We start from the raw sequence: 20,077 nt of genomic DNA on the forward strand, positions 1-20,077 counted from the left end.
TCAGGCTCCGAGGATCTTGCCGTTGGCCTGGTACACCGGCCAGTAGCTCTGCAGGCTCAGGTCGTCGAGCGCGCCCTTGAGGAAGCGCGTGTCGATCCACTGGTCCACGTCGAAGCGCGCGCGCGACAGGCGCAGGCGGTAGGCCTGCTCGGTGGCGTCCTTGTAGCGCGCCACCAGGAACGGGTCGAAGTTCGGGTTCACGCGCACGCGCAGCGGCTCGCCTTCGTAGTCTTCCTTCCAGTGCTCGTAGGGCGTGCCGGCGCGCGCCCAGGTGTGCAGCACGTCGTCGCGGTTCTTCTCGTCGGAGGCCCAGCGCGCGGCCTGCACAGAGGTCTTGACGAACTGCTGCGTGGCTTCCGGGTACTTGCCGGCGAACTCGTCGGTCACCAGCACATGGCTCTGGCGCGTGTAGATCGGCGACTGGTTCTTGCTCGAATAGAGAATGCGCACCGCGCCCTTGTCGCGCAGGCGCAGGATGTCCATCGCGCCGATGGCGGCGTCGAGGTCGCGCGTGGTGAGCGCGGCCAGGTAGCTCGCGGTGTCGAGGTTGAGCAGGCGCAGGTCTTTCTCGGCGAGGCCGTTGGCCTCGAGCAGGCGCAGCGCCGGCAGATGCATGTTGGTGCCCTTGAACAGCGACACGCGCTTGCCGCGCAGGTCCGCCACGGTCTTGAGCGGCGAGTCCGGCGGCACGCCGATATAGATATTGGTGCGCACGCTGGTGGCCAGCACCAGCCGCGTCTTCAGGCCCGCGGCGCGCGCCACGATGGCGGGCAGGTCGCCCTGCAGCGCGAAATCGAGCTGCTTCGTGCTGAGCGCTTCGTTGACGGCCGGGCCCGCGCCCTTGAAGAAGTACCACTCGACGCGCGTGCCCGCCGGCTTGAAGGCTTCTTCGAGCCAGCCGCGCGCATGGGCGATGGACAGCGAGCTGCCGCCGAAGCTGGGCGGCGTGCCGGTGGCGGGCTGCGCCACGCCGATGCGGATGACGTCCGGCCGGGCGGCGCCGGTGGCGCTGAACACGCTCAGCGGGGTGGACGCGGCGGCGGCGCCAAGGCCGGACCAGGCAAGGTGTTTGAGCAGGCTTCGGCGCGTGAGGGGCATCGTGTTCTGGTTCCTGTTGTTGTTCTCGTCCGAGAAGGCAGTGAGAAGTGCAGCGACGGCTCCCAAGATACGCGGCGCCCCGCGCGCGGCAGAAGGAATGTTTTTGGCTTTGGTTATCGGCTGCGTGCATATGCCCCGGCGTGCCGCGGGGTGCTGGCGCAACGCATATGCGCATGCGTTTTCCTTCCTTCCGCCAGGCGGCGCGCTGACATAGAGTGCGCCATTCCCGCTGTGCCGGACACCGGTGCCACCGCGCGCACGTCCGCCGCCGATGACGGACCGGCGCGGCAATGGCTGCGTGGCGCAGTGCCAGGACGGGAGACGGGAGACCGGAGAGCCGGGCGCGCCGCCATGTCCGCGCGGCGTCACGCCATATGCGATAAACAAATAAGACCCACCGTTATCCTTCGTTGACCGCACTAGCTCGTGGTCACTACAGTGCAAGGCTTGAAACCAAGCAGTGCGGGGCCCTCCTTTGCCGGAGCGCGGCGCCGCACCGGCCGGTCCATATAGATCAGTCCGCACTTTCGTTCCCCGAGCCCGTCATGACGATTGGTACCCAAGCGGCAGCCGCCGCGTCCGCCCGCGCACCGCTTTCCGGTCCCGCCGGCACTTTCGAAATCCGTCCGTTCGACGCGCCGCTGGGCGCCGAGGTCGTCGGCCTGGACCTGTCCGAGCCGCTGTCCGCCGAGGACTTCGCCCGCATCCATCGCGCGCACCTCGATTACCACGTGGTGGTGTTCCGCGACCAGCGCATCACCCCGGACCAGCAGATCGCCTTCAGCCGCCGCTTCGGGCCGCTGCAGATCCATGTGCTGAACCAGTTCCAGCTTCCCGGCCACCCCGAGATCCTGATCGTCTCGAACGTGCTCAAGGACGGCAAGCCGATCGGCCTGGGCGACGCCGGCCATTTCTGGCATTCCGATCTTTCGTACAAGGAAAAGCCCAGCCTGGGCTCGCTGCTGCACGCGCAGGAGCTGCCGGCCGAGGGCGGCGACACCTTGTTCGCCAACATGCACACGGCCTGGGACACCCTGCCCGCGCACCTGAAGGCCGCGGTGGAAGGGCGCAAGGCCGAGCACACGTACCTGGCCAAGTACGCCGAGCTGCAGCAGCGCAGCCCGTGGCGTCCCAACCTGACGCCGGAGCAGATCGCGCAGGTGGCGCCGGTGCTGCAGCCGGTGGTGCGCACGCACCCCGAGACCGGCCGCCGCGCGCTGTTCGTCAGCGAGCATTTCACCACGCGCATCGCCGGCCTGCCCGAGGACGAGAGCCGCGACCTGCTGGCGCAGCTGTTCGCGCACAGCGTGAAGCCCGAGCATGTGTACCGCCACCGGTGGCAGCCGCACGACCTGGTGTTCTGGGACAACCGCTCGTTGCTGCACCTGGCCGCCGGCACGCCCGACCACCTGCGCCGCGTGATGTACCGCACCACCATCGAAGGCGACCTGCCGGTCTGACCCGCTTCAAATCAAACGGATATGGCGCGGCGCCCCGGTGCTGCGCGTCTTCCGTCTTCCTGTCTCGTACCCAACGGAGTGTTCCGCATGTCCCTGTTTCGTTCCCGCTTCCTTCCCGCCCGCTGGCAGCGCGGCGCCGTCGCGCTGGCGCTGGCCGCCGGCATGGCGGTCACGGGCGTGGCCCATGCCGAAGGGAAGATCCGTGTCGCCGAGCAGTTCGGCGTGGTCTACCTGCTGCTCAACGTGGCGCGCGACCAGCAACTGATCGAGAAGCACGGCAAGCAGCAGGGCGTGGACATCAAGGTGGAGTGGACCCAGCTCTCGGGCGGCGCGGCCATCAACGACGCGCTGCTGTCGGGCGCCATCGACATCGCCGGCGCGGGCGTGGGCCCGCTGCTGACGGTGTGGGACCGCACGCACGGCAAGCAGAACGTGAAGGGCGTGGCGTCGCTGGGCAACTTCCCGTACTACCTGGTCAGCAACAATCCCAAGGTGAAGACCATCGCGGACTTCACCGACAAGGACCGCATCGCTCTGCCGGCCGTGTCGGTCTCGGTGCAGTCGCGCGTGCTGCAGCTGGCCGCGGCCAAGCAGTGGGGCGACAAGGAATACAACCGCCTCGACAAGTGGACGGTGGCGGTGCCGCATCCGGACGCGGCCGCCGCGATCATCGCCGGCGGCACCGAGATCACCGGGCACTTCGGCAACCCGCCGTTCCAGGAGCAGGAACTGGCCGGCAACCCGAACGCGCGCATCGTGCTGAATTCGTACGACGTGCTGGGTGGCCCCAGCTCGGCCACGGTGCTGTACGCCACCGAGAAATTCCGCAACGAGAACCCCAAGACCTACCGCGCCTTCGTCGACGCGCTGGCCGAGGCGGCGAAGTTCGCCACCGCCAACCCCGAAGCGGCGGCCGACCTGTATATCCGCGTCAACAAGGCCAAGATCGACCGCGCGCTGCTGGTCAAGATCCTGAAGAACCCGCAGGTGCAGTTCAAGGTGACGCCGCAGAACACCTTCACGCTGGCCGAGTTCATGTACCGCGTGGGCGCCATTCGCAACCAGCCGAAGTCCTGGCAGGATTATTTCTTCCAGGACCCGGCCACCGCACAAGGTAGCTGACATGTCCGTGCAGCCTCTGCGCGTGGTTTCCGCGCGTCCCGCCACCCCCGCCGCGCCGCTGCTGCAGGTGGATGGCGTGTCGCTGGAATACCGCACCCCCGAACGCGTGGTACGCGCCACCCACCAGGTCAGCTTCGACGTGCACGCGGCGGACCGCTTCGTGCTGCTGGGGCCTTCGGGCTGCGGCAAGTCCACGCTGCTCAAGGCGGTGGCCGGCTTCGTGCCGCCGTGCGAGGGCGAGATCCGGCTCGATGGCGTGCCGGTCAGCGCGCCGGGCCCGGACCGCATCGTGGTGTTCCAGGAGTTCGACCAGTTGCCGCCGTGGAAGACCGTGCGGCAGAACGTGATGTTCCCGCTGGTGCATTCGCGCGGCATGTCGCGGCGCGAGGCCGGCGAATGCGCGCTGCATTTCCTCGACAAGGTGGGGCTGGCGCAGTTCGCCGACGCCTATCCGCATACCTTGTCCGGCGGCATGAAGCAGCGCGTGGCGATCGCGCGCGCGCTGGCGATGCGGCCCAAGGTGCTGCTGATGGACGAGCCGTTTGCCGCGCTGGACGCGCTCACGCGCCGGCGCATGCAGGAAGAGCTGCTGGCGCTGTGGCAGGACGCGGCTTTCACGCTGCTGTTCGTGACCCACTCCATCGAGGAAGCGCTGGTGGTGGGCAGCCGCATCCTGCTGCTGTCGCCGCATCCGGGCCGCGTGCGCGCCGAGCTGAACAGCCACCAGTACGACCTTGCCAGCCAGGGCGGCGCCGAATTCCAGGCCACCGCCCAGCGTATCCACCATCTGCTGTTCGACGAAGCGCCGCACGCGGCCGCGGCGCCGGCACGCGCCGCGCAGGCGCGCTGAGCGCCCGCCAGGACCGATCATGAGTCAAGCAACCCCGACCCTTGCCGCCACGCCGGCGGTGCGCCCCGAATACGAGCGCACGCTCGAACCCTTCACCGCCTTGCCCGTGGCGCGCGCCTTGCCGTGGCCGCAGCGCCTGTGGCAGCAGGGCTGGCTGCGCAAGACACTGATCCTGGTGGTGCTGGCCTGCCTGTGGGAAGTCATCGCCCGCGTGCAGGACAACGACCTGCTGCTGCCCACCTTCCTGGCCACCGCGCGCGCGTTTGCCGAGGGCATCGCCAACGGCGAGCTGCTGGACAAGGCGGGCGTGTCGCTGTCGGTGCTGCTGCAAGGCTATGTGGGCGGCATCGTGCTGGCCTTCGTGCTGACCACGCTGGCGGTCTCCACCGAGATCGGGCGCGACGTGCTCGATACCCTCACGTCGATGTTCAACCCGCTGCCGGCCATCGCGCTGCTGCCGCTGGCGCTGCTGTGGTTCGGCCTCGGCAGCAAGAGCCTGGTGTTCGTGCTGATCCATTCGGTGCTGTGGCCGCTCGCGCTCAATACCTACGCGGGCTTTCGCGGCGTGCCGGCCACGCTGCGCATGGCCGGGCGCAACTACGGCCTGCGCGGGCTGCGCTACGTGCTGCTGATCCTGGTGCCGGCCGCGCTGCCGGCCATCCTGTCCGGCCTGAAGATCGGCTGGGCTTTCGCCTGGCGCACGCTGATCGCGGCCGAGCTGGTGTTCGGCGCGTCGTCGGGCAAGGGCGGGCTGGGCTGGTACATCTTCCAGAACCGCAACGAGCTGTACACCGACCGCGTGTTCGCCGGCCTGGCCATGGTCATCCTGATCGGCCTGCTGGTGGAAAACCTGGTGTTCCGCACGCTCGAGCGCGTGACCGTGCGCCGCTGGGGCATGCAGCACTGACGGCGGCGGCCGGGCCTTGCGCGCGCCGCGCGGAAGGCGTACCGTGTCGGCTTGCCGCCGCCGCGACGGCAAGACTCCCCGGGTTTTGACCGCGCGCCGCCCGGCGCCGCTGCTTCCGGGGCTGCGCTGCACCCGTGCGCCCTGGAGCGACCATTCCCGCATCCAGAGACCGCGCCCCATGACCGACATCCACCACGCCGCCGCCCAGGGCTTTTCCACCCAGGCCGATACCTACGCCCGCGGCCGCCCCGACTATCCGCCCGCGCTGGCGCAATGGCTGCAAGGCACGCTGGGGCTGCGCGCCGGCAAGACCGTGCTGGACCTCGGCGCCGGCACCGGCAAGTTCAGCAAGCTCCTGCAGGCCACCGGCGCCACCGTGGTCGCCGTCGAGCCGGTCGCCGCCATGCGTGCCCAGCTCGGTGCGGCGCTGCCCGCGGTGCAGGCCCTGGAAGGCACCGCCGAAGCCATCCCGTTGCCCGACGCCAGCGTCGACGCCGTGGCCTGCGCGCAGGCCTTCCACTGGTTCGCCAACCACGCCGCCATGGCCGAGATCGCCCGCGTCCTGCGCCCCGGGGGCAAGCTCGGCCTGATCTGGAACGTGCGCGACGAATCGGTGGACTGGGTGGCGCAGCTCACCGCCATCATGACGCCCTACGAGGGCGACGCGCCGCGTTTCTACAAGGGCGACTGGAAGGCCGTGTTTCCGGCCACGGGGTTTGGCGCGCTGGAACTGGCCAGCCTGCCTTATGAACACGTGGGGCCGGCGCAGCAGGTCATCATCGACCGCGTGATGTCGGTCAGCTTCATTGCCTCGCTGCCGGCGGCCGAGCAGGACAAGGTAAGGGCGCAGCTGCAGGCCGTGATCGACGGCAACCCGGCGCTGGCCGGCAAGGCAACGCTGGCGTTTCCGTACCGGACCGAGGCGTATAGCTGCGCGCGGGTCTAGCCTCCGGGGTTCTCAGGGCTCAGGGCTCAGGGCGATGCCGCCGGTGGCGTCGCCTGCGCCCGCGCGTCGTAGTCGGCCGGCGCATCGGCCGGCCGCGGCGTGTCGCCGGCGCGCTCGATCCATCCGCCGCCAAGGAACTGGTACAGGTCGACCAGGTTGGTCAGCCGCTGCAGCCGCGCCGAGATCAGCAATTGCTGCGCGTTGTAGAGATCGGTCTGCGCGGTCAGCACGCTCAGGTAGCTGTCAACCCCGTTGCGGTAGCGCAGGTCCGACAAGGTCAGCCGGCGCTCCTGCGAGCTGGTGAAGCGCTCCAGCGCCTGGATCTGCTGGTCGTAGGTGCCGCGCGCGGCCAGCCCGTCGGAGACTTCGCGGAAGGCGACCTGGATGGCTTTTTCGTAATTGGCGATCTCGATGCGCTTCTGCACCTGCGCCAGGTCGAGGTTGGCGACATTGAGGCCGCCTTCGAAGATCGGCAGGGTGATCTGCGGGGCGAACGACCACGCGCCGGAGCCCGGCTTGAACAGGCCGCCGAGCGTGGGCGAGAGCGTGCCGGCGCTGCCGGTGAGCACGACCCGCGGGAAAAAGGCCGCGCGCGCCGCGCCGATATTGGCGTTGGCGGCCAGCAGCGATTGCTCGGCCGCGGCGATGTCCGGGCGGCGGACGAGCAGGTCCGAGGGCAGTCCGGCGGGGATGTCCGTCAGCAGGGCCTGGCTGTTGAGCGGCAGGCCCTCGGGCAGGTCTTCCGGCAGCGGTTCGCCCACCAGCAGCACCAGGGCGTTCTCCGCCTGCGCGCGCAGGCGGCTTTGCGATTGCAGGTTGGCGTTGGCCTGTTCGACCACGCCTTCGGCCTGGCGCAGGTCCAGTTCCGAGCCGGTGCCGGTCTCGAACTGCAGCTTGGTGATGCGGAACGACTCCTGCGCGGTCACCAGCGTATTGCGCGTCACGGTGAGCGCGTCGTCGTAGGCGAGCATGGTCAGGTACTGGTCCGCCACCGCCGACACCAGCGAAATCTCCGCCGCCTTGCGGGTTTGCGCCAGCGCGAGGTATTGCGCCAGCGCCTGGTCCTTGAGGCTGCGGATGCGGCCGAAGAAGTCGATCTCCCACGACGCGCTCAGCCCGACCGAGTATTCGCTGACGATGGGGCGGCCGGTGACGGCAAGGCGGCTCGGCGTGCGCGTGCGGTTTTCCGAGGCGACCGCGTCGAGCGCGGGGAACAGGCCGGCACGCGTGATCTGGTACTGGGCGCGCGCGGCTTCCATGTTGAGCACGGAGACGCGCAGGTCGCGGTTGTTCTTGAGCGCCAGCGCGAGGATGCGCTGCAGGCGCGCGTCGGCGAAGAAGTCGCGCCAGCCGATCTCCGGCGCCGGCGCGCCGGCCGCGCTGCCGCTGCCGTCCTGGCCGGGGCCCGGCTGCTGGTCATAGATGCCGCCGGTGGGGAAGGCCGGCGCCACCGGCGCCGCGGGGCGTTCGTACTTCGGCGCGAGCGTGCAGCCGGCGGCCAGGATCGCGGCGGCGGTCATCAGTGCATGTCTGCGCATGTCAGTGTCCCTCCCTGAGCGCGCCGTCGCCGCCGGCGGGGTTGTCCGGGGGCGGCGGGGCCGCGGGATGCGAGTCGTGGTGGGGCTTTGCCTTGCTGAACTTGCCGATCACCACGAAGAACATCGGGATCATGAAGATGGCCAGGAAGGTGGCGGTCAGCATGCCGCCGATCACGCCGGTGCCGATGGCGTGCTGGCTGCCGGAGCCCGCGCCGTTGCTCAGCGCCAGCGGCATCACGCCGAGGATGAAGGCCAGCGAGGTCATCAGGATCGGGCGCAGCCGCAGCCGCGCGGCTTCCACCGCGGCGTCCAGGGTGCTCATGCCCTGGTCGCGCAGCTCGCGCGCGAATTCCACGATCAGGATGGCGTTCTTGGCGGACAGGCCCACCGTGGTCAGCAGGCCGACCTGGAAGAACACGTCGTTTTCGAGCCCGCGCAGGGTGGTGGCCAGCAGCGCGCCGAGCACGCCCAGCGGCACCACCATGATCACCGAGAACGGGATCGACCAGCTCTCGTACAGCGCGGCCAGGCACAGGAACACGAACAGGATCGAGATGCCGTACAGGATCGGCGCTTGCGAGCCGGACTGGATTTCCTGGTACGACAGGCCCGTCCATTCGTAGCCGATGCCGGCCGGCAGCTTGGCCGCGATGGCTTCGATGGCCTGCATGGCCTGCCCGGTCGACTTGCCGTGCGCCGCGGCGCCCTGGATCTCGACCGCCGAGATGCCGTTGTAGCGCTCCAGCTTGGGCGAGCCGTAGATCCACGCGCCGGTGGCGAAGGCGCTGAACGGGACCATGGTGCCGGCCGCATTGCGGACATACCAGACGTTGAGGTCCTCGGGGTTCATGCGAAAGCGCGCGTCGCCCTGGACATAGACTTTCTTGATGCGGTTGTCGATGTCGAGGAAGTTGTTGATGTACTGCGAAGCCCACGCGGTGGAAAAGGTCTGGTCGATGCTGGCCGCGGTCACGCCCAGCGCATTGGCCTTCTCGCGGTCGATGTTGACCTTGAATTGCGGCGTGTCGTTCAGGCCGTTGGGCCGCACCTGCGCCAGCGACGGGTCCCTGGCGGCCATGCCGAGCAGCATGTTGCGCGCCTCCATCAGTTTTTCGTGGCCGAGGCCGGCGCGGTCCTGCAGCTCGAAGTCGAAGCCGGCGGCCGTGCCGAGCTCGGGGATCGACGGCGGGTTGAGCGGGAAGATCTGCGCGTCCTTGTAGGACGCGAAGTGCCCGAAGATGCGGCCCACCAGCGCCGGCGCCTTCAGGTCGGCGGTCTCGCGCAGCTTGAAGTCCTTCAGGCGCACGAACACCAGGCCGGAATTCTGGCCGCGCCCGGCGAAGCTGAAGCCGTTGACCGTCAGCACCGCCTCGACCACGTTCTTCTCCTGGTTCAGCAGGTAGTCCTGCACGTCGGCCAGCACCTTGGCGGTCCGCTCCTGCGTGGAGCCCACCGGCGCCTGCACCAGCACGAACATGGTGCCCTGGTCTTCCTCGGGCAGGAAGGACTTGGGCAGCCGCAGGAACAGGAAGCCCACCGCCACGATCACCAGCAGGTAGATGATCAGCCAGCGGCCCGAGCGGCGGATCACGTGCAGCACGCCGCTGTGGTATTTCTGCTGGCTCTTGGCGAAATTGCGGTTGAACCAGCCGAAGAAACCGGTCTTCTCGTCGTGATGGCCCTGGGGAATCGGCTTGAGCATGGTCGCGCACAGCGCCGGCGTCAGGATCAGGGCCACCATCACCGACAGCAGCATGGCGGCCACGATGGTCAGCGAGAACTGCCGGTAGATGGCGCCCACCGAGCCGCCCGAGAACGCCACCGGCACGAACACCGCCGACAGCACCAGCGCCACGCCCACCAGCGCGCCGGTGATCTGCTCCATGGCCTTGCGGGTGGCGTCGCGCGGCGACAATCCTTCCTCCGCCATCACCCGCTCGACGTTTTCCACCACCACGATGGCATCGTCCACCAGCAGCCCGATGGCGAGCACCAGCCCGAACATGGACAGCGTGTTGATCGAGAAGCCCACGATCGCCATCACCGCGAACGTGCCCAGCAGCACCACCGGCACGGCGATGGTCGGGATCAGCGTGGCGCGCAGGTTCTGCAGGAACAGGTACATCACCAGGAACACCAGCACGATGCCCTCGATCAGCGTCTTGACCACTTCCTCGATGGACAGCGTGACGAACGGCGTGGTGTCGTAGGGATATTCCACCACCAGGCCCTGCGGGGAGTAGCGCTGCAGGTCGGCGATCTTGGCGCGCACGGCCTTGGCGGTGTTCAGCGCGTTGGCGCCGGTGGCGAGCTGGATGCCGAACGCCGCGGTCGGCTGGCCGTTGTACTTGGTGTCGTAGTTGTAAGTCTCGCCGCCCAGCTCGATCCGCGCCACGTCCTTGAGGCGCACCTGCGAGCCGTCGGTGTTGACCTTGAGCAGGATGTTGCCGAACTGCTCCGGCGTCTGCAGCAGCGTGGCCTCGGTGATGGTGGCCTGCAGCATCTGGCCGGGCACCGACGGCGTGCCGCCCAGGCTGCCGCCCGCCACCTGCACGTTTTGCGCAATCACGGCGCTGTTGACGTCGACCGGGGTCAGGCCATAGTTGTTGAGCTTGGTGGCGTCGAGCCAGATCCGCATGGCGAACTGCGAGCCGAACAGCGTCACCGTGCCCACCCCGTCGAGGCGGCTGATCGGGTCCAGGATCTTGGAGGCCACGTAGTTGGTCAGGTCGTAGCGGTTCATGCTGCCGTCGCGGGACACGAAGGCCAGGATCAGCAGGAAGCTGCTGCTCGACTTGGTCACCTTGGCGCCGAGCTGCTGCACCACCTGCGGCAGCAGCGGCGTGGCCAGCTGCAGCTTGTTCTGGACCTGCACCTGGGCGATGTCGGGATTGGTGCCGGCGGCGAAGGTCAGGGTGATGGTGGCGGTGCCGGAGTCGTCGCTGGTCGACGAAAGGTAAAGCAGGTGGTCCAGCCCGCTCATCTGTTGTTCGATCACCTGGGTGACGGTGTCTTCCACCGTCTTGGCCGAAGCGCCGGGATAGGTGGCGCTGATCTGGATGGCCGGCGGGGCGATCGTCGGATACTGGGCGATCGGCAGGGTCACCGTCGCCGCCACGCCCGCCAGCATCAGGATGATGGCGATGACCCAGGCGAAGATCGGCCGGTCGATGAAGAACTTTGCCATGAGGCAGGCTCCCTTTTTATTGCGCGGCGGACGTGGACGCCGCAGCAGGTGCCGGAGCGGGGGCGGGGGAGTACGGGGCCGTGGCCGGTGGCACGGACGGCGGCGCCGATGCCGCCGGAGCCGCCGAAGCCGGTTGCGCCGCCGGCGGCGGCGCCTGCGCGCCCGAGGCGGGCTGGGCCGGCACCTGGGCCTCGATCGGCTTCACGGTCATGCCGGGCTTGGCCTTTTCCACGCCGTTGACGATCACGCGGTCGCCGGGCTGCAGCCCGCTTTCCACCACCCAGTTGTTGCCGTAGGTGGCGGTGGTGACGAGCTGGCGCTGCGACACCTTGTTGTCGGGGCCGACCACCAGCGCCACCGGCTGGCCCTTCTGGTCGTGCGTGACGCCGATCTGCGGCACCACCATGGCCTTGTCGTTGACGCCTTCGTCGATGCGCGCGCGCACGAACATGCCCGGCAGCAGCACGCGGTCCTTGTTGGGGAAGATCGCGCGCACCGTGACCGAGCCCGTGGTCTGGTCCACGCTCACATCGGAGAACTGCAGCCGGCCCGGTTCCGAGTAGGTGCGGCCGTCTTCCAGCAGCAGCGTGACCTTGGCGGCGTGGATGCCGCTGGTCTGCAGCTTGCCTTCCTGGACCTGGCGGCGCAGCCGCAGGCCTTCCACGCTCGATTGCGTCAGGTTGACGTAGACCGGGTCGAGCTGCTGCACGGTGGTGAGCAGGGTGGCCTGGCTGGCCTGCACATAGGCGCCCGGCGTGACCTGCGACAGGCCGCTGCGGCCGGTGATGGGCGAGATCACGTCGGTATAGCCGAGGTTGATCTGCGCGGTTTCCACGCTGGCCTTGCCGGCGGCCACGTCGGCCTGGGCCTGGCCCAGCGCGGCCACGGCGTTGTCGTAGTCCTGCTTGCTGACGGCGTTGGCGGCCACCAGCACCTTGTAGCGGCTGACCAGCGCGTTCTGCGTGGTGACGTTGGCCTGGGCCTTGGCCAGCGCGGCCTTGGCGTTGTCGAGCGCGGCAATGTAAGGCGCCGGGTCGATCTTGTAGAGCCGCTCGCCGGCCTTGACGTCATCCCCCTCGGTGAACTCGCGCCGCAGCACGATGCCGTCCACCCGCGCGCGCACCTGCGCCACCAGGAAGGCGCTGGTGCGCCCGGGCAGCTCCACCGTCACCGGCACGGTGCTGGTCTTGACCGTGACCACGCCCACTTCGAGCGGAGGCGGGGGCGGGGGGGCCGGCTTCTCTCCGCATGCGGCAAGGAGGGCGGCGATCGCCGCGGCGCCGAGAAGGCGAAGTGGAATCCGCTCGATGCGCATGGAAGAACCTCGGAATCGGTAAGGGTGGCTGGGGCAGGCTGGCAATACGGGAACACGCGCGCGCTGGAGTCTGGGCATGGACAGGCTGAAGCCGCTGGGCGGCAAGATGGTTGAGGCAGCGTGGGCGCGCCTGGCGGGCAAGCGCAAGGGCCGGCAGGGCCTGAGGCTTGCCGCAAGGCGGTCGTTGGGTATCGTGGGCGGAAATGGGCGCTCGATTATTGATCTGGGTCCAAGTCCGGGTGCGGCGCGCGGGAAGCGCCGCCAGGGAAATCGTGCCGGATGCCGCCGCCGGCGCTGGCAAGACAGGCGCGGCTGGCAGGGCGGAGGGGGTGGAGGAACGTGTTTTGCGCAAGCTGAAGGCGGGCCCGGGTCAGTGCGTTCAGTCCAACCATTGCTGGATCACTCCATCGTGACGTGAATCGTGTCGTGGATTGCGCCATGTCGCCGCGCTCCCGGAGCATCGGGGCCGGCGGGCGAGATGACGCATCACATCACTCTAGATCACTTCCGGGACAATTCAAGGACGGCCGTGGCGGGGGCGCGGGGCGCGAACGGCGCTTGCACAGGCTCGGCCGCGGCAGGCGCACCGGTGCGCGGGGGGTGGCGAGGCCGCATTGACAACGATGGCACCGTTCTGTACCGTGGAACCGCAGTGCCAAGGAATGCCGGAAACTGCCGCATGCCGGCAACCGTCGTCCGGAGCCCGGCCCCCTGTTTTTCCTGCCGTTCCACCATCTTTCCTTCTTTCCGCAAGCCAATCGATGCCCCGTAAAGCCGCCCAACTTTCCGAAGCCGACAAGCATGGCGCCGAAGGCGGCGCCATCGCCGTGGACCGCGCCTTGTTCGTGCTCTGCGCGTTCCGGCAGGGCGACACCACGCTCGGGCTGGTGGAACTGGCGCAGCGCTCGGGGCTGTACAAGAGCACGCTGCTGCGGCTGCTGGCTTCGCTCGAGCATGCCCGCCTGGTCCAGCGCCAGGCCGACGGGCGCTACGGCCTCGGGCCCGAGGTGGCGCGCCTGCACGCGGTCTACTCGGCCTCGTTTTCGCTGGAGCTGGTGGTAATGCCGGTGCTGCGCCAGCTGGTGCAGGCCACGCGCGAGAGCGCGGCTTTCCACATCGACCAGGGCGAGCACCGCCTGTGCCTGTACCGCGTCGATTCGCCGCAGCCGGTGCGCGACCACGCCAAGGCCGGCGACCTGCTGCCGCGCAACCGCGGCGCCGGCGGCCGCGTGCTGCGCGCGTTCGGCGGCGCGCGCGGGGAGCTCTACCAGAAGATCCGCGACGAAGGCGTGGCCGAGATGGTCGGCGACCGCGTGCCGGACATCGCCGGGGTGTCCTCGCCGGTGTTCGGGCCCGACGGCGCGCTCAAGGGCGCGCTGACGCTGACCTGCCCGACGCCGCGCTTCGATGCCGCGTTCCGCCCGCATGTGCTGAACGCGGCACGGGATCTCACGGTCGCGCTGGGCGGCACCTTCCCTTATTCCACCTGAGCTGCGGGCCGGACCCGTCTTCATGAACATGACTTATTAGTCATTTTTGTTCCGGTCCGATGGCTCTCCCGGGCCGCCCGGTTTGCCAGCCGTCAATATCTCTGCAGAAAGTGCCCTATGCCCGGCTTGCCGGGGGGTACCCCGCGCGGTCCCGGGACGTTATCATGCGCGTTTTGCGAAAATTGCCCAGGCAGCGGGAACCGCACCGCCGCGCCGGCATCGTCGTCTTCGGCCTTCCTTCTCGACTTCTTCTCAACGCCACCGGCAACACGGCATCTTCAAAGGACTCCCGTGCAGTTAGACCAGCAAACGGTAGTTGTCGTCATGTTGGTGGTGTTTGCCAGTACGCTGGTCATCTCGCTGGGCTTGCTGGCCGCGCTGCGGCTCAGCCCGGCGGGGCGGCTGTGGGCGGCCGGGCACTTGCTGCTGTCGGTGGCCGGGCTGGCGCTGGCCCTCAATACCTCGGCCCGGCAGGTCTACGTGAGCGCCGTGGCGGCCGCGGTGTTCATCGGCGGGCGGATGCTGATCTATCGCGGCGTGCGGGTCTACTACGGACTGGCGCCGTGGGACCGCTCGCTGGCGCTGGGCGTCGCGCTGGCCGGCCTCGCGCTGCTCGGCGCGGCCGGCATGGCCGACAGCTACGCGCGCCTGCACGTGGTCGGCTACGGCTGCCTGGCGGTGGTGGCGATGCTGACCGCGCTTACTTTGCTGCATTCCCACGGCGGCCGGCGCAGCATCGGCGCGCCGCTGGTGGTGGTGGCCACCCTGATCCATCTCGTCACCCAGCTCGCGGGCGTGGCCGCCGGCCTGGCGGGCACCGTGTTCGCCGGCCCGTTCTACGCGAGCAATGCCAGCGCCATGCTGCTGCTGTCGCCGCTGGTGGCGACCCTGCTGGGCCTGTTCGGCTTCACGCTGATGGCGACCGAGCAGGTCATCGCCGCCAACGAAAGCGGCGCGCGCTTCGACGCGCTGACCCGCCTGCTCAACCGCGGCGCGCTCGACAAGGCCGCCATCAGCCTGGTGGCGGCATGGGAGCGGCACGGCCAGCCCCTGTCCTGCCTGGTGATCGACGTGGATCACTTCAAGCAGGTCAACGACCGCAACGGCCATCATGCCGGCGACACCGTGCTCAAGCTGATCGCCGAGGCCATCGACAATTCGCGGCGCGCCTCCGACGTGGCCGGCCGCTACGGCGGCGAGGAATTCTGCATTCTCTGCCCGCATACCGATGAAGGCCAGGCCACCGCGCTGGCCAGCCGCATCCTCAAGAAAGTCCGCGCGATCCCGTTGCCCGGCGCGCCGGCCGCGTTCGCCAGCGTCAGCATCGGCGTGGCGGAGCTGCGCGGCGGCGCGGCCGGGGCGGACGGCCTGTGGCGCTCGCTGTTCGCGGCCGCCGACCGCGCGCTCTACGCCGCCAAGGAATTCGGCCGCGACCGCTACGCGCTGGCGTCGTGGATGGCGCCGGCCACGCGGCCGGTGCCGGGGGACGTGGGCGACTCCGCCCACGCGCCGAGCCGGTAGCGGCGCCGGGTCAGTCCTGCATCGGCGGCACGTCGCGCTGCGGATGGCCGTCGTAGGTCCAGATGTACTGGCGCGGGATCGGTCCCTTGTTGCGGCCGCCTTGCTGCGTCTGCTCCCATGCGTGCGCCAGGATGCCGACCGAGCGCGACAGGCAGAACAGCCCGCGCGCCAGCGGCGCCGGAAAGCCCAGCTCGGCGTAGATCACCGCGGTGGCGCCGTCGATGTTCATCGGGATGGGCTTGCTGCGGCCCGCGCCCAGCTCGGCCTCCACCGCGCGCGCGATGGCCGCGAAGCGCCCCGATACCACGCCGTCCTGCGCCGCCTTGTCCACCAGCGCCAGCAGGCGCGGCGCGCGCGGGTCCAGCGGATGGAAGCGATGGCCGAAGCCCGAGACGAACTTGCCATGCGCGTCGCGGTAGTCGGCCAGCGCCGCCCTGACCGCGTCGGCCTGCGCCAGGCCGCCGTCGATGCGCCGCGCCACGTCCTGGTACAGTTCCACGGCCTGCTCGCCGGCGCCGCCGTGCACGTCGCCGAGCACGTTGACGGCCGAGGCCATGGCATTGTTCAGGCCCACGCCGCAGGTCGCGGCCATGCGCGCGATGGCGATGCTGGGCGCCTGCGGGCCGTGGTCCACCGCGGACATCAGCGCGGCGTCGAGCAGCTCGCCTTGCTTGCGGCCCGGCAATTCGCCGCGCAGCATCAGCCAGATCATCTGCGCGAACGAGACCTGCCCGATCAGCTGCTCGATGGGATAGCCGCGGTAGCGGATCTCGCCGGGCTGCATGTCGATGATCCCGGTGCGCCACCAGTCCTGGGACAGGCGCTGGCCTTCGTCGATGCCGGGTGCGTTGCCGGCCTGGATGGGTTCGCTCATACGGCGCGCTCCTGTTGCAGGGTTTCGATGTCGGCCTCGCCATAACCGAGCTGGGCGAGGATCTCGCGGGTGTGCTGGCCGAGCTCCGGCGGCGGCGTATCCACCGAAGGAGCCTCGCCGTTGAGCTTGAAGCCGGTGCGCACCAGGCGGATGTCGCGGCCCACGCCGGGCACGTCGGCAAAGTCGCCGATCATGCCGCGCCCGCTGATCTGCGGGTGGTCCAGCGTCTGCGGCACGCTGTAGACCGGGCCGGCGGGCACGCCCGCCTCGTTGAGCAGCGCCCACCATTGGTCGGCGGATTTCCTCGCCAGCTCGGCTTCCAGTTCGCGCGTGAGTTCGGCGCGGTTGGCCAGGCGCGCCTGGCGTGCGGCAAAGCGCGCGTCGGTGGCCAGTTCCGGACGGCCCACCACGCGGCACACCGCCTCGAACTGTTCCTGCTTGTTGGCGGCGATGTTGAGCAGGCCATCGCCGGTACGGAAGGTGCCGGACGGGCTGGCCGTCATGTTCTCGTTGCCCATCGGCGCCGGGGTCTTGCCGGCGATCAGGTAGTTGGAGACCACCCAGCCCATGGTGGCGAGCGTGGCTTCGAGCATGGACACGTCGATGAAATAGCCGTCGGTGCGCTGGTGGTCCGCCAGCGCCGCGGCCACGGCAAACGCCGCGGTGATGCCGCCGATGGTGTCGGACACCGGGTAGCCCACGCGGTAGGGCGCGGTCTGCGCGTCGCCGGTGATGCTCATCACCCCGGACATGCCCTGGATGATCTGGTCGTAGGCCGGCAGGTCGGACAGCGGGCCGTCCTGGCCGAAGCCGGAGATGCCGCAGTAGATCAGCTTCGGGTTGACCTGCTTGAGCGCCTCGAAGCCCAGTCCCAGGCGGTCCATCACGCCCGGGCGGAAGTTCTCCACCAGCACGTCGGCGCTGGCCACCAGCTTGCGGAACACTTCCTTGCCGCGCGCATGCTTGAGGTTGACGGTGATGGAGCGCTTGCCCGGGTTCTGCGCCAGGAAGGACACGCCCATCAGGCGGCTGTTGAGTTCGGCGTCGGCGCCGAGCTGGCGCGCCAGGTCGCCGGTGCCCGGCGTTTCCACCTTGATGACCTCGGCGCCCATGTGGGCGAGCTGGTGGCAGCAGAACGGCCCGGCCAGCACGTTGGTGAGGTCGAGCACGCGGATATGGCGTAGCGGTTTTTGCATGTTGCGTGGTCCGGTTGGTACGGCGGCCTCTGGCGCCGCTTACTCTACCTTGGCGCCCGACTGGTGCACGATGGTGCCCCAGCGGGTGTTCTCGGCCTTGATGAAGGCGCCCAGCTCGGCGGGGGTGCCGCCGCGCGGCTCGCTGCCTTCTTCGCGCATGCGGGCAACGGTCTCGGGCTCGGCGATGGCCTTGTTGACGGCCTCGTTGACGCGCTTGATCACGTCGGCCGGAGTGCCGGCCGGCGCCACCAGCGCCTTCCAGTCCTCGGCCTGGAAGCCGGCATAGCCGCCTTCGATCACGGTGGGGATGTCCGCCAGCAGCGGCAGGCGCCTGGCCGAGGTCACCGCGAGCGCCTTGAGCTTGCCGCCCTTGAGCATCGGCAGCGCGATCGGCGGCGTGGCGAAGTAGAAATCGGTCTGGCCGCCCAGCAGGTCGGTCAGCGCGGGCGAGGCGCCCTTGTACGGCACGTGCAGCATCTTGATGCCGGTGCGGCGCGCGAACATCTCGCCGGTCAGGTGGCCCACGGTGCCGGTGCCGGCCGAAGCCATCGACAACTGTTTGGCCTTGCCGGCGGCAACGAGGTCGGCGAGGTTCTTGTACGGCGCGTCCTTGCGCACGATCAGCACCAGCGGCTGCGCCGAAACCAGCGCCACGGGCGCGAAGTCCTTGACCGCGTCATACGGCATCCGGGGGTAGAGCGTGGGATTGATCGCCAGGTTGGCGGTCTGGCCCATGCCCAGGGTGTAGCCGTCCGGGCGCGCCTTGGCCACCGCGTCCATGCCGATATTGCCGCCCGCGCCGGCGCGGTTTTCCACCACCACGTTCCAGTGCGTGCTCGCGCCCACCTTGTTGAACACCAGGCGCGCCATGACGTCGGTGCCGCCGGCCGGCGGAAAGGGCACCACCAGCCGCACCGGCTGGCTGGGATAGGTGTCGGCGGCGGCGGGCAGGGCTGCCGCGGCAAGCAGCGCGGCGGGCGCGGCGAGCATCAGCAGGGCGCGGATGCGGGAGGTAAAGCGCTTCATTGGGTCTCCGTCTGTGGAATGGTGCCGGCCGGTGCGCGGCGCCGCCCTCGCGGGCAGGCGCTCCCGCGATGCCGGCCAGGGCGTCAGGGAAGGTGTCTCTCGATTGGCTCTTGGGGGAACGGGGCGTGGCGGTGGCGCGGGTCGCCGGCGGGCCTTGTCTCCAATTTTGTTCTGTACAACAGAACTATGATCTTACTTAGGGAATTTAAGCGAGAGAATAGAAGTGCCGGGGAGGGTTGTCAAGGCATCGGCGGGGTACGTCAGGAGACGAGCCTGGGCCGGCGCGGACCGCGATGCGGGGCGGCAACGGAGAGCAAACGGGAAGCAAACGGGGGAGGAAAGACAGGCGGGAGAAAACGAAAAGCGGCCTGGGGGAGCAGGCCGCTTGCCGGACGCTCGTCCGGGTTCATCGGGGAATGGCTGCCCGCGCCGGCGGGCGGCCGCGGCAGGCGCTCAGTCGAGCGAGATCTTGGCCGCCTTGATGATTTCGGCGTAGCGCGCCGAGTCGCGCTCGATCAGCTTGCGGAATTCGGCCGGCGTGCTGCCCACGCCGATAAAGCCGAGGTTCTCCAGCTTTTTCTGCACGTCGGGCGAGCGCACCGCCTCGGCGATTTCCTTCGACATGCGCTCGATCACCGGTTGCGGCGTGCCCGCCGGCGCCACCAGCCCGGCCCACGAACTCATCACGAAGCCCGGAAAGCCGGCTTCCTCCATGGTCGGGATATTCGGCTCGCCCGGCCAGCGCCTGGCCGAGGCCACCGCCAGCACGTTGATCTTGCCGGCCTTGGCCTGCGGCATCGGCACCAGCAGCGGATCGAACACCATCGACACATTGCCCGACATCAGGTCCGTCAGGATCGGCGCGCTGCCGTTGTAGGGGATGTGGGTCATCTCCATCTTGCTGACCATGCCGAAGCGGGTGCCGACCAGGTGCGCGCTGGAGCCCGTGCCGCTGGAACCGAAGTTCAGCTTGCCCGGGTTCTTGTGGCCATAGTCCACCAGTTGCGCCACCGTGGTGGCGGGCACGGACTTGCTGCTGAACAGGAACAGCGGCAGGTCGGCCATCAGCGAGACGGGGGTCAGGTCGCTCGGCTTGTACTGCAGGTGCGAGTACAGGCTGGGGTTGGCCGAGTACGCGGCCAGCACCGACAGGAAGGTATAGCCATCCGGCTTGGCGCGCGCGGCGATCGACGTGCCCAGCGTGGAATTGCCGCCGGGCTTGTTCTCGATCACGATGGGCTGCCTGAGCCGCTCCGCGACCTTTTCGAAGACGATGCGCGAGACGGTGTCGGTGGACCCGCCCGGGGTATAAGGCACGATCACCTTGATCGGCTTGGACGGCCACGTCTCGGCGGCGATGGCGGGAACGGCCGCGGCCATCGCGTGGCATGCGACGGCGGAGGCCAGGATGCGGCGCGCAAGGCGCGGCCCCTGGGCGGCGGACGACTTCGATACTTTCATTGGCTCCTCGTATGTAATAAGACCGCGCCGGGATCTCCGTCCACGGTGGTCGACAAGGATGCCATGCCGCGCGCGCATTGCAACGT

Annotated in this window: 15 protein-coding genes; 7 read left to right on the plus strand and 8 right to left on the minus strand. The window is 69.1% G+C overall.

The window, feature by feature from the left end; translation table 11 throughout:
• Window positions 1-1,098 (minus strand): ABC transporter substrate-binding protein, encoded by a 1,098-nt coding sequence (locus ACKI2N_RS25515; protein WP_420991590.1) that lies wholly within the window; start codon window positions 1,096-1,098, stop codon window positions 1-3.
• Between the two features lie 545 nt (window positions 1,099-1,643).
• Between ACKI2N_RS25515 and ACKI2N_RS25520 the strand changes: the two genes are divergently transcribed.
• From ACKI2N_RS25520 to ACKI2N_RS25540, 5 genes are all read left to right on the plus strand, one after another.
• Window positions 1,644-2,558 (plus strand): TauD/TfdA dioxygenase family protein, encoded by a 915-nt coding sequence (locus ACKI2N_RS25520; protein ID WP_420991591.1) that lies wholly within the window; start codon window positions 1,644-1,646, stop codon window positions 2,556-2,558.
• A gap of 87 nt (window positions 2,559-2,645) precedes the next feature.
• Entirely contained in the window at window positions 2,646-3,680 is a 1,035-nt protein-coding gene (locus ACKI2N_RS25525) for an ABC transporter substrate-binding protein (protein ID WP_420991593.1), read from the plus strand.
• A gap of 1 nt (window position 3,681) precedes the next feature.
• Entirely contained in the window at window positions 3,682-4,530 is an 849-nt protein-coding gene (locus ACKI2N_RS25530) for an ABC transporter ATP-binding protein (protein ID WP_420991594.1), read from the plus strand.
• 19 nt (window positions 4,531-4,549) lie between these two features.
• Window positions 4,550-5,437, plus strand: coding sequence for an ABC transporter permease (locus ACKI2N_RS25535; protein ID WP_420991595.1), 888 nt, complete (start codon window positions 4,550-4,552; stop codon window positions 5,435-5,437).
• A gap of 178 nt (window positions 5,438-5,615) precedes the next feature.
• A complete protein-coding gene (locus tag ACKI2N_RS25540) occupies window positions 5,616-6,383 on the plus strand; it encodes a class I SAM-dependent methyltransferase (RefSeq protein WP_420991596.1) in 768 nt (255 codons plus the stop codon).
• A 26-nt stretch (window positions 6,384-6,409) separates the two neighbouring features.
• Here ACKI2N_RS25540 and ACKI2N_RS25545 read toward each other — a convergent pair whose 3' ends face one another.
• Genes ACKI2N_RS25545 through ACKI2N_RS25555 form a run of 3 tightly spaced genes read right to left on the minus strand, consistent with a single transcriptional unit; the run spans window position 6,410 to window position 12,423 of the window.
• Window positions 6,410-7,921 carry an efflux transporter outer membrane subunit gene (locus tag ACKI2N_RS25545; RefSeq protein ID WP_420991597.1) on the minus strand — a complete coding sequence of 504 codons (1,512 nt, stop codon included), beginning with the start codon at window positions 7,919-7,921 and terminating at the stop codon, window positions 6,410-6,412.
• Between the two features lies 1 nt (window position 7,922).
• On the minus strand, window positions 7,923-11,108 hold the full coding sequence (locus ACKI2N_RS25550) for an efflux RND transporter permease subunit (protein ID WP_420991598.1): 3,186 nt from the start codon (window positions 11,106-11,108) through the stop codon (window positions 7,923-7,925).
• Between the two features lie 16 nt (window positions 11,109-11,124).
• Complete coding sequence (locus ACKI2N_RS25555) at window positions 11,125-12,423, minus strand: efflux RND transporter periplasmic adaptor subunit (protein WP_420991599.1); 1,299 nt, start codon at window positions 12,421-12,423, stop codon at window positions 11,125-11,127.
• Window positions 12,424-13,184: 761 nt separating this feature from the next.
• Between ACKI2N_RS25555 and ACKI2N_RS25560 the strand changes: the two genes are divergently transcribed.
• Window positions 13,185-13,913, plus strand: a complete 729-nt coding sequence (locus ACKI2N_RS25560) for an IclR family transcriptional regulator (RefSeq protein ID WP_420991600.1) — start codon at window positions 13,185-13,187, stop codon at window positions 13,911-13,913.
• Between the two features lie 324 nt (window positions 13,914-14,237).
• Entirely contained in the window at window positions 14,238-15,434 is a 1,197-nt protein-coding gene (locus tag ACKI2N_RS25565) for a diguanylate cyclase (RefSeq protein ID WP_420991601.1), read from the plus strand.
• A 10-nt stretch (window positions 15,435-15,444) separates the two neighbouring features.
• Here the strand turns inward: ACKI2N_RS25565 and ACKI2N_RS25570 are convergent, their stop codons facing one another.
• The 4 genes from ACKI2N_RS25570 to ACKI2N_RS25585 all read right to left on the minus strand — a co-directional run bounded on the left by ACKI2N_RS25570 (window position 15,445) and on the right by ACKI2N_RS25585 (window position 19,991).
• Window positions 15,445-16,308 carry a citryl-CoA lyase gene (locus ACKI2N_RS25570; RefSeq protein ID WP_420991602.1) on the minus strand — a complete coding sequence of 288 codons (864 nt, stop codon included), beginning with the start codon at window positions 16,306-16,308 and terminating at the stop codon, window positions 15,445-15,447.
• Window positions 16,305-17,504 (minus strand): CaiB/BaiF CoA transferase family protein, encoded by a 1,200-nt coding sequence (locus ACKI2N_RS25575; protein ID WP_420991603.1) that lies wholly within the window; start codon window positions 17,502-17,504, stop codon window positions 16,305-16,307. The genes ACKI2N_RS25570 and ACKI2N_RS25575 overlap by 4 nt, the downstream gene beginning before the upstream one ends.
• A 39-nt stretch (window positions 17,505-17,543) precedes the next feature.
• Window positions 17,544-18,530: a Bug family tripartite tricarboxylate transporter substrate binding protein gene (locus tag ACKI2N_RS25580; RefSeq protein ID WP_420991604.1), complete on the minus strand. Its 987-nt coding sequence runs from the start codon at window positions 18,528-18,530 to the stop codon at window positions 17,544-17,546.
• Window positions 18,531-18,983: 453 nt separating this feature from the next.
• The gene (locus ACKI2N_RS25585; RefSeq protein ID WP_420991605.1) at window positions 18,984-19,991 is read right to left on the minus strand and encodes a Bug family tripartite tricarboxylate transporter substrate binding protein; all 1,008 of its coding nucleotides are present in this window, start codon (window positions 19,989-19,991) and stop codon (window positions 18,984-18,986) included.
• Window positions 19,992-20,077: the final 86 nt, after the last annotated feature.

Origin of the sequence: Cupriavidus sp. 30B13 (assembly GCF_049059565.2) — a bacterium.
Taxonomy (GTDB): domain Bacteria; phylum Pseudomonadota; class Gammaproteobacteria; order Burkholderiales; family Burkholderiaceae; genus Cupriavidus.